Below are 613 nucleotides of genomic sequence, written 5' to 3' on the forward strand. Positions count from 1 at the left end.
GCAACTGCCGAATCAAATTCAGCATCTGCTGCTGATAGTTCTGCAAAAGTAGCAAGCACTTCGGCAAGTGCAGCAAACAGCTCTGCAAATAAAGCCGATTCTTCAGCAACTGCCGCATCAAATTCAGCATCTGCTGCAGACAGTTCGGCAACAGCGGCAAGTACCTCCGCAAGTGCAGCGGACAGCTCTGCAACCAAAGCAGACTCTTCAGCAACTGCCGCATCAAATTCAGCATCTGCTGCAGATAGTTCAGCAAAAGTAGCAAGCACTTCGGCAAGTGCAGCAAACAGCTCTGCAAATAAAGCCGATTCTTCAGCAACTGCCGCATCAAATTCAGCATCTGCTGCAGATAGTTCAGCAAAAGTAGCAAGCACTTCGGCAAGTGCAGCAAACAGCTCTGCAAATAAAGCCGATTCTTCAGCAACTGCCGCATCAAATTCAGCATCTGCTGCAGACAGTTCGGCAACAGCGGCAAGTACCTCCGCAAGTGCAGCGGACAGCTCTGCAACCAAAGCAGACTCTTCAGCAACTGCCGCATCAAATTCAGCATCTGCTGCAGATAGTTCAGCAAAAGTAGCAAGCACTTCGGCAAGTGCAGCAAACAGCTCTGCAA

At 49.8% G+C, this 613-nt stretch carries 1 protein-coding gene; it reads right to left on the reverse strand.

Going from position 1 to position 613, the window contains the following annotated elements; genetic code table 11:
• Nucleotides 1–613: coiled-coil domain-containing protein (locus E4T80_RS12895; RefSeq protein WP_167740744.1), on the reverse strand; the 613-nt coding region annotated here is incomplete at both ends.

Origin of the sequence: Muribacter muris, from assembly GCF_004569585.1 — a bacterium.
Taxonomy (GTDB): domain Bacteria; phylum Pseudomonadota; class Gammaproteobacteria; order Enterobacterales; family Pasteurellaceae; genus Muribacter; species Muribacter muris.